This is a genomic window from Pseudomonas oryzihabitans, assembly GCF_006384975.1.
Lineage (GTDB): Bacteria > Pseudomonadota > Gammaproteobacteria > Pseudomonadales > Pseudomonadaceae > Chryseomonas > Chryseomonas psychrotolerans_B.
This window is the reverse complement of record NZ_CP021645.1, coordinates 57,312-65,895: the sequence shown is the minus strand read 5'-3', so window position 1 is coordinate 65,895 and position 8,584 is coordinate 57,312. Positions and strand designations below refer to the sequence as shown.

At 59.8% G+C, this 8,584-nt stretch carries 12 protein-coding genes; 6 read left to right on the top strand and 6 right to left on the bottom strand.

The annotated features are described in order from the left end of the window. Positions 1-101 precede the first annotated feature (101 nt). A complete protein-coding gene (locus CCZ28_RS00335; RefSeq protein ID WP_140215006.1) occupies positions 102-1,076 on the bottom strand; it encodes an efflux RND transporter periplasmic adaptor subunit in 975 nt (324 codons plus the stop codon). Between the two features lie 621 nt (positions 1,077-1,697). Between CCZ28_RS00335 and CCZ28_RS00330 the strand changes: the two genes are divergently transcribed. The 3 genes from CCZ28_RS00330 to CCZ28_RS00320 all read left to right on the top strand — a co-directional run bounded on the left by CCZ28_RS00330 (position 1,698) and on the right by CCZ28_RS00320 (position 3,070). After that, positions 1,698-2,132, top strand: a complete 435-nt coding sequence (locus CCZ28_RS00330) for a hypothetical protein (protein WP_140215005.1) — start codon at positions 1,698-1,700, stop codon at positions 2,130-2,132. Positions 2,133-2,202: 70 nt separating this feature from the next. Further along, positions 2,203-2,700 (top strand): RadC family protein, encoded by a 498-nt coding sequence (radC, locus tag CCZ28_RS00325; protein ID WP_140215004.1) that lies wholly within the window; start codon positions 2,203-2,205, stop codon positions 2,698-2,700. Positions 2,701-2,872: 172 nt separating this feature from the next. Then, positions 2,873-3,070, top strand: coding sequence for a hypothetical protein (locus CCZ28_RS00320; protein WP_140215003.1), 198 nt, complete (start codon positions 2,873-2,875; stop codon positions 3,068-3,070). Between the two features lie 437 nt (positions 3,071-3,507). Here the strand turns inward: CCZ28_RS00320 and CCZ28_RS00310 are convergent, their stop codons facing one another. Then, the gene (locus CCZ28_RS00310) at positions 3,508-3,855 is read right to left on the bottom strand and encodes a helix-turn-helix domain-containing protein (protein ID WP_140215001.1); all 348 of its coding nucleotides are present in this window, start codon (positions 3,853-3,855) and stop codon (positions 3,508-3,510) included. A 148-nt stretch (positions 3,856-4,003) separates the two neighbouring features. Here CCZ28_RS00310 and CCZ28_RS00305 point away from each other — a divergent pair, with 148 nt between their 5' ends. Genes CCZ28_RS00305 through CCZ28_RS00295 form a run of 3 tightly spaced genes read left to right on the top strand, consistent with a single transcriptional unit; the run spans position 4,004 to position 5,144 of the window. Further along, positions 4,004-4,453 (top strand): hypothetical protein, encoded by a 450-nt coding sequence (locus CCZ28_RS00305; protein WP_140215000.1) that lies wholly within the window; start codon positions 4,004-4,006, stop codon positions 4,451-4,453. Between the two features lie 46 nt (positions 4,454-4,499). Next, positions 4,500-4,868 carry a hypothetical protein gene (locus CCZ28_RS00300; protein ID WP_140214999.1) on the top strand — a complete coding sequence of 123 codons (369 nt, stop codon included), beginning with the start codon at positions 4,500-4,502 and terminating at the stop codon, positions 4,866-4,868. 12 nt (positions 4,869-4,880) lie between these two features. Next, on the top strand, positions 4,881-5,144 hold the full coding sequence (locus CCZ28_RS00295) for a hypothetical protein (RefSeq protein ID WP_140214998.1): 264 nt from the start codon (positions 4,881-4,883) through the stop codon (positions 5,142-5,144). Positions 5,145-5,452: 308 nt separating this feature from the next. Here the strand turns inward: CCZ28_RS00295 and CCZ28_RS00290 are convergent, their stop codons facing one another. Genes CCZ28_RS00290 through CCZ28_RS00275 form a run of 4 tightly spaced genes read right to left on the bottom strand, consistent with a single transcriptional unit; the run spans position 5,453 to position 8,580 of the window. After that, positions 5,453-6,694 (bottom strand): MSMEG_0569 family flavin-dependent oxidoreductase, encoded by a 1,242-nt coding sequence (locus tag CCZ28_RS00290; RefSeq protein ID WP_140214997.1) that lies wholly within the window; start codon positions 6,692-6,694, stop codon positions 5,453-5,455. 15 nt (positions 6,695-6,709) lie between these two features. Beyond that, positions 6,710-7,033 (bottom strand): MSMEG_0570 family nitrogen starvation response protein, encoded by a 324-nt coding sequence (locus CCZ28_RS00285; RefSeq protein WP_140214996.1) that lies wholly within the window; start codon positions 7,031-7,033, stop codon positions 6,710-6,712. Position 7,034: 1 nt separating this feature from the next. Continuing rightward, positions 7,035-8,027, bottom strand: coding sequence for a sll0787 family AIR synthase-like protein (locus CCZ28_RS00280; RefSeq protein ID WP_140214995.1), 993 nt, complete (start codon positions 8,025-8,027; stop codon positions 7,035-7,037). Then, a complete protein-coding gene (locus CCZ28_RS00275; protein ID WP_140214994.1) occupies positions 8,017-8,580 on the bottom strand; it encodes an MSMEG_0567/Sll0786 family nitrogen starvation N-acetyltransferase in 564 nt (187 codons plus the stop codon). Before CCZ28_RS00275 ends, CCZ28_RS00280 begins: the two co-directional genes overlap by 11 nt. Positions 8,581-8,584 lie beyond the last annotated feature (4 nt).

Below are 8,584 nucleotides of genomic sequence, written 5' to 3'. Positions count from 1 at the left end.
AATCAAGGCTCCCGGAGATAACATCAGGGTGAAAGGGCGCTAAAAAATGAAAGCAACAGGCTCTGAAAGAACTATTGCTCTTGGAATCAAAGAGGCTTCCGTTATGGAGGTAGCGCGCTACCATCCCCTAGAGGAATGGGAAAACGCGCCGTACAGATCACACCCGCCGGTATTTCAAGATTCCGATTGGGCAGTTCCAGAAAGACGACAAAGGTGCCGCTGGCCGCATTCAGCAGACGGTCTACCGAGCGCACCTGAGCGACATAGCGCTGCTTGGAAGAAAGCTCGGGAGTGACTTCGACCTTCATACCGGTGTAGATCTGCCCAAAGGTGGTCTTAGGCATAACTACCTGTACACGTAGCGGGTCCAATTGAGCGACACGCAGAATTCCGCGTGCTCCAGACCCCGGCGCTACAACATCGCCGACAAAGGCCAGTTGCTCTACGACGACGCCGTTAAAAGGGCTGCGAATAGTTCTTAGCGCAAGAAGACTGCGCTGTTGCTGATGTTCCAGCTTGGCAAGCTGGCGGTTCTCGGATGCGACTTTCAGCTCCGCCTCGGCCAGACGCAGCTCTGCCTCAGCATCATCACGCTGCTGAGCAGGCGTCAAGTTTTCCTGTGCCATGGCGTTCAGGCGACCGAACTTGCGTTGCGCAAATTCGATCTTGCTTTTGGCAAGCTGCGTGGGACCGACCTGCTCAGATTTGAAACGCGCCAACTCCGTCGCCGCTGTTTCTGCGCCAGACTCTAAACGAGCCAGGACCTGTCCTTCAGTGATCCTATCAGCGCGACTGACAAGAACCTGGGCCAAAAGGCCGGTGATAGGAGTGCTCAGTTCAACCGTCTGGTTCGGCTCAATCAGGCAGTTGAAGGCGTATGCGGGTGAGATATTTCCCAGGCAATAGGCGGCGAAAAAGGCGTTGAGCCACGAAATCACGATCAAGCGATGTGTGTCGCTGCCTAGTCTCCTTGGATAGCCCGTCTTTGAAATTTTTTGTTGTACTGAAATGCGCAAACACAACGGCAAGCGCTTACACGAGCTCATCCCTGCTCTTTCTTGAGCAACTATGCTCATTGTGCCCTCCTAGCACTTGTGGTGCGTCTACACGCATCCTTATCCCTACAAAATCTTGACGCAGAGCGGGCCCCAATTTGGTAGCGGCCGCCTTTAAAACCATATGAAGCAAGTAACATAAATTGCGGAACAGCTTTAATCCCACCTCCGTAATCGGCTCAAAAAACCCGACAAGTGGAGCAAAGAAATGGGACAGACGGGCTCAAGCGCAGCTGAACAGGATAGAAATTGCCACTTGGAGCAGCATTTTCGAGAGACGCTCAAGCTGTGACTCAGCCATATCTGGCGCAGATCTAGGTCGCATTGACCCGAATGGCGGTCAGATAAGCTATAGCGGTAGAAAAACCACTGTGGTAGTAAGCCAAGCATCCCCAGGACGACAGCACGTCCGCATTCTGGCAAAGCGTGCTCGATCCCATCATCGCCTGGCGCTACAGCAGGAGCACCGGCCGCAAGGTTCGGCGCTTCAGCCGGGAGGTATCCCATGTCTCGTCCGATCTACCCTGGATGGTTGCCCGCGTTGAACGCGAAGTGCTGGATGACGAAGACGTCCACTTGCTCGTGTGCAGGGCCGTGGGCGCCGGCGAAGTCCACCGCTGGTAGGAAGGTGTCCCGGTAGCCATGCGTCTGCAGGTCATGCACCTACTGGCAGTGACAGGCAAACACGTGGCCGACGTTGCCGTACTGCTGGGTGGTCAGCAGTGGCAGATCCACCGTATCGAGCGCGATGAAGCCAGCATCGCGCAACTGATCGAAGGAGAGCGGCAATTCTGGCACTACCTGGACACGGATCGTCCGCCGCCAGCCGATGGCTCTTTCTCTGCAGGTAAGGCACTCACGCGGCTGTATCCGCAGGACTCAGGCGCACGGTGTGACTTTCGCCAGCAGGCCTTGGGCGACGCCACCTACGGGGATTTCCCGCACGGCTCCATTCGATGGCAACGGGGCCAGGACCGTACGGTGCTCGATGTCGAGCGCCTACTGCAGGACCAGCCAGAGCTGCTCGAGCGCTACGCCAAACACCTGCCAAGAGAACGACAGTTCTTCATCAGTTGAAGTCGGCAGCCCCGCCCTCTCCGCCTCAGCCCCCCTTTTTTGAAACCTAATCTTTGTCGCGGGACCTCTCATGATTGCGAGCAAACTCAAGGCTGGCGAAATCGCTGGCAGCTATCTCATTGACTCTCCGGTAACCGAAGCCGACATTCTCGGTATCGCCCGACAGCTCGTGGCCCAGCGATTGAGCAAGGGCAGCAGTTTGACGGAGCCCCAGCAGGTCATTGCCCATCTGCAGACGCTGCTCATCCAGCAGGAGCGGGAGGTCTTCGCTCTTCTGCTGCTCGACAGTAAGCACCGTGTGATCTGCTACGAAGAACTGTTCCAAGGCACCCTGGATGCGGCGAGTGTCTATCCGCGCGAAGTGGTGAAAACCGTGCTGCGCCACAACGCGGCGGCGGTGATCCTGGTACATAACCATCCTTCGGGAGATCCGGAGCCAAGCCAGGCGGATCGTCGTCTCACCCAGACGCTCAAGGAGCTGCTGAACCTGGTGGGTACCCGCACCCTGGACCACATTATCGTGGGACACGAGGGCTGCGTTTCGATGGCGGAACTGGGCCTGGTCTAGCCTTCGATCTGCTCCGCCCGCCTCACAGCCTACCCCGCTGACACCTGGCGCTCCCCGCGCTTTATCAGCACGTCTCTTCCCCTTCCCTCATGACGACTATTGGCTCGACCGCCAAGGCAAGCGCTCGCGTCCTGGTTGCTTGGCCAATCGCCACCTGAAAGGAGACTTCACCATGCCGCTTCTGCGTTTTCTCGCCTCGCTATTCGTGTTCGCTGGGCTACTGGCCAGCAGCCTGCTCGCCGTCGGCCTTTTGGTACTGATACTGCGCTTCTGGCCGCTGGCCTTAGCCATCGCTCTGGCCTTGGCGCTCTTCGGAGAACTGCTTCGCCGTTCCGGTACCGCGTTCAGCACCCCATCCACGACGGCATAGAAGCAGGCCCCTTGGCCTGCCCTTTCTCATTCCTGATAGCCGTTCTGCCCCTCTCTTCTGACAGGAGCTTTAGCCATGCCCACACCTTGCTTGATCTGTAACTCATCGGTCGTGCTGTCCAAGGAGGCCGCACAGGTGATAGCCAGCCTCATCGGCAGCTTGGACGCCTTTCTAAGGGGTATTCAGCCACCGACTGAGCCGGGGGCTCCCACTCAACAGGGACAGCGCGGTCCGCTGGAACAGGCGTTCAATCGCATGCTCCAGGGGCTATCAGCCGTCCACACGAGCTGGCCTGATACCCATGCCTTCATCAAGGACGTTCATCGCCATCAATTCATGGAGTATCAGTGCCTGTGTCTACGCTGTGGCGCCAAGTATGACGAGCCACCGACGTCTACCGGACGAGAGACAGCGACCTGATCGTCGGTGGGCAACCGTCATCCCTGGCGCAGGCGCTCACCCAACCCCTGCACCAGACCTAGCACCAGTTGCCGGTCCGCCTCGGTCAGGGCGTCCAGTAGGCGGCTGATCTGGCGCGCCTGATCATCGCTGCGCGGGCTGGCCTCGCTGAGTAGCTCTGCCGCCTCACAGTGAAAGATGGACGCGAAGTCGTAGAGCCGGGCGATGTTGGGAATGACCACGCCCCGCTCGATCCGGGAGACGGCCTCGTTACCAATGCCTAGGCGCTCCGCAACTTCCTCCTGCGTCAGCCCCACCCGGATCCGGTGACGCGCGATCGCCCGCCCAACCGACTCCGCCAAATTCTTCTGATCGATACCGCTCATGCCAAGGCTCCAACCGTCCACCCGGATGGTTGGGTATCCACTCGTTGACATGAAGTGCGTCACAAGTTGAAACACAACCTAATAGGTTGCCTAACAACTTCTTCTCCCTTCTCTGCTTTCCCTTTCCCTCCCTAAAAGGATGTTCCTGATGAGCAAGAAAACCCTCTGGCTTCCCCTGCTGTGCGGACTGGCCTGCAGCCATGCCTTTGCAGGCACCTATGAATGGTCAGCCGGTTACGCCCAGGGCGTTGCCGAACACCTGGTCGACGACGGCAATGGCAACGAACTGAACATCTCCTGCCCGGATGACGGTGAAACCCCGGTGAGGGCCTACGCCACCATCAACGGCAAGGCCTACGCCTCTGAACAAGGTCCGAGCTTCGATGTGATCGTCGATGGCGAGCGCTACAGCAATCCGTTCTTCATCGACTGCAACGTCTGCAGCCAGAACTTCCCGGCTTTCTGGAAAGCACTGCGTAACGCCAACAACCTGCAGATCAGTGCAGGAGGCAAAACCGTGAAGCTGCCGACCAAGAACCTAAAACAGGTGCTGAAGCCGTTCGATAGCAAGACCAACCAATGCCGCGTGACTTGGTAGCTGCACGGCGTTCATCCCGAATCACTAGCCCTAAAAGGAATACCTCATGAATGGCTCCAACCAACCTCACCCCTCCCCTTCTGAAGACAGCCTTCCACCCTTCAATCCAGGACTGATTGGATGGGGAGTCGCGGCGCTGGCGCTCGGCATCCTGTCCGTGACGTTCAATACCTCCGCCATGGTCTTAGGCGCTGGCTTACTGGCCAAATGCTTCGCGGTCGTGGTGGGCACCGTACTGGGCTGGATCGGCGCGGTGGTTGGCGACGCAATCCGCAAGTTCGCGCATCCCGATGCCGTCTATACCAACGGCGGACTGCTCAGCCTGCTGTGGATCAAGATCTTCTGGCGAGTAGGGCCGCAACTGATTGGCCTGGTGGCCGGCGTGATGGTGGGCTGTGCACTGGTATTGCGCTAAGAGGGGTTGGATATGAAAAAGTACCTGGCACTCCTCGCCTCTCTGCTGCTGATCACCGCGTGCTCGGATGAGAACTCCAAAATTCGCGGTGAGTTTATTGCCGGCTGCATGAATGGGGGCTCGAGCAAGGCCGTATGTATCTGCACATTCGAGAAACTTGAAGCCAAATACAGCCCAGCAGAACTGCGAGGGATTAATCGTTTATCCACACCACCAGAATCTTTTCTACGAGAGGCTTTTCAATCAGCGCAGGCTTGTCGCTCACAGCAGAAATAGGTTACGAATGACATAATGACTATGTAGACAATGGAAATTCGCCCCTAAAAGCCTCGCAGCAGAACCTTCAAAAATCAGCAGCAGAGAAGGAACCTACAAACGGCTCCTCCTCTGCTGCCTCTATTATTTATTTTTTATTCTGACATCAGCACAACTCAGACTTTTACTTAAAAAGCAACCTTACACTTCTGACGCTACATCTAAGCCTAAGCGGCATTACTAAATATAGCCGCAGCCCTGCTACATATTTTTCATATGGTGCAAATTCACTAAGCGTTATAGGGTTATCCAAGACTATATAAGCGACTTCAGGATTCCTGCATCAGTTCGCGCCGTCGACTCAGTTCCGCTACCAGATACTCAGCATCGCGCGCCACGCCGCTGAAGCGGCCGGAGCCCCAGGTGTGCAGCCAGGGCAAACCCAGAAAGTACAGACCGGGTTGCTCGGTAACACCGCGACGATGGCCGGGATAGCTGCGACCATTGAAGACCGGGACATCGACCCAACTGAAATCGGGCTGGAAGCCAATGCACCAGACGATGCTGGTGATGCCGGCGCGGCTCAGATCCAGGGTCGTCGGTGAGTTCTCGGGCCGCCATAGCGGCTCATAGGCATTGCCTGCCGGCGCTTCGATCCCGTTTTGGGCGATGTACTGGTCGATACTGGCGTTGATCCGGTTGTACACGGCATCCGCCGCATCGAGTTTGGCGTCCAGATCGGCGGCGAAGGTCAGGACTTCACCCTTAAGGTCGGTCAGGCGCCCGAAGAGTTGCATACCCTCCAGGGCGAAACGTCGCAGGTCGATATCACGACCACCATCGCGTCCGGTAACGTAGTGATTGGTGTTGTCGCGCACGCCCTCGCGTAGCGGATGATCGTCGACACCGATCTCGTAGTAGCCCATTTCGGCCAACCAATCGACGACATCCTTGCCGCGGTAGAAGCGGGCGCAGCGCGGCGCATCGCCGACGGCGAGAAATACCTGGCGTCCGGCGAGATGCAGGTCCTCGGCAATCTGCGCGCCCGACTGCCCGGAGCCGACCACCAGCACGCCGCCCGGTGGCAGGCTCTCGGCATTGCGGTACTGCTCGGAATGGAGCTGGACGATGTGCGCCGGCAGACGTTCGGCCAGCCGAGGGATGATCGGCGTGTGATAGCCGCCGCTGGCCACGATCACCTGATCGGCGCTGAACTCTCCGGCACTGGTGTCGAGCCGATAGCCACCCTCGGGTCGTTTCGCCAGGCGCTGGACCGCAACGCCCTCGCGTACCGGTGCCTGAACCTTGGCGATGAAGGCATCCAGGTAGGCGATGATTTCATTTTTTTTCATGAAACCATGGGGATCGGGGCCGCTATAGGGATGACCCGGCAAAGCGCACTGCCAGTTGGGGGTCACCAGGCAGAAGTTATCCCAGCGCTGATTGCGCCAGGTATGGGTCAGGGAATGCTTTTCCAGCACCAGATGGTCGATATCGTGTTGCTGAAGGTAGTAGCTGGCCGACAGCCCGGCTTGGCCACCGCCGACGACGATTGCGCTGTAATGGGTCATGCGGAACTCCTCGTTTCAGATCTCGCCGAAGGTGGCTGGATTAACAGTTGCCCGGCCCTGTTGGCGGAGCTCCAGTACCTCGACCTGCAGATCGCCGTCATAGGCCCGTGCCTGCCTGCGCAATTCACTCAGGCTGTCCATGGCCGAGCTGCAGTAAAACCCCTTGACCTCCTTGACCCGTTCGGAAGCCGCGTACAGACCGCTTTCGGCGCGCTGGAGAAATTCGGTCAGTGGATAACGCCGCCCGCTTTCCAGGTGCCGGCCAATGCTGGTCGAGGGGGAATAGGCGGTACTTTCCTGGCCATCGGGCCAGCGCAGATGGATGATCACGGCGGGCATATCAAAACTCCTCGGCTTGGCTGAAGCCGGTAAACGAATGGTCGTGCAGATTCCAGAATTCGGCCCGCTGCCCGTCCAGCTCGACGCTGAGCCGCGCGCTGGCATCGATCCGGCCGATGGCTGCGCACTGCAGGCCCTCGCGGGCGAAGGCGGTCGTGACAGCGGCCAAATCCCGATCGTCGAGGGTCAGCAGGAAGCCGTAGCTCGGGAAGGCGCGCAACCATCGCTCCAACGGGGCCTCGGCGGGACGCGGAACCTGGGTCAGATCTAGCTGGGCGCCACTCCCCGTGGGTTCGAGCAGCATCAACAGCGTGCCCAACAAGCCGGCATTGCTGATGTCCTTGGCGGCTTGCAGCAGCCCGGCCTCCGCCAACTGGGGAATGACCTCGAGCTTGGCCCTCAGGCGACTCGGTGCGACGTCTTCGAACGCCTTCCAGTAGGGGGCGTCGCCATGCCACCGGCCGTCGAGGTCAGCCACCATGGCCAGGCATTGGCCGGGGCGCACATGCAGCGTCGATAACAGGCAACGTGCCCAGCCGGTGATGGCCACCGCCAGGGCGGTCGGATGCTCGGGCCCCTGGCTGGTATGGCCGCCGACCAGGTGCACGCCATAGGCCTGGCAGGCGGCGCGAATACCGGCGAGGAGCTGATCGGCGGCGGCTGTGTCGTGATGCCAGTAGGCGTTGACTACGGCGGCGGCGCGGCCGCCCATGGCGGTGATGTCGCTGACGTTGGCCATCACCGCCGACCACCCGGCGAACCAGGGGGCCTGGGCGACGAACTGCGGCAGCATGCCCTCGATGGCCAACAGCAAATACTGGTCACCGCAGCGCAACGCCGCGGTGTCGTCCCCGGGCAGCGCGTAGCGAGCCTCGCCGTCTTTGTCCGCCGGGGCCGGTGCCAGGGACTGGGCCGGGCGCTGGATCGCCTGCTTGGCGCGCATGGCATCGCTGTGCCTGAGGGTGTCGAGGAGCGCGGACAGGTCAAGACTCATGGCGTTGACTCCGCCGTGGTATCAGCGCCACCTGGCGCGGCAGGATGGGGTAGCAGTCCAGGCGGGCTTCCATCAGCACATGGGGATGACCCAGGAGTTCCAGGGTTCCGCGGGTATCCCAGTGCAACTTGTGGAAGTAGCTTTCATTCGCCTGCTGGACCGTGGCCAGGAAGGTCTGGCAACCCAGGTCGCGAGCGCGGGACACGGCCTCGTTGACCAGCGCCTTGCCGATCATGCTGTGGCGCCGGTAGGCCTGCTCCACACACAGGCGCCCGCCGTACCAGACACCGGGCGACTCCTGGTAGATGCGCACGGCGCCGACGATCTGCTCGGGCATGCCACAGTGATGGGTCACGGCGACGATGGGGATGGCGCCGAAGTCCCGGGCATCCCGATCATGCTCCAGCAAGCGCTGCTCGTCCGAGAACACCGCACGCCGCAGGGCGTAGTAGCCGGCACGTTCCCAGCTCTCGGAGGCCGGCTTGACCAACAGGTCGCCAGCCAGGAAGTCGCTGAAGCTATCGTCGGTCAGGGCAAAGGCGTGTTCAGCCATGGAC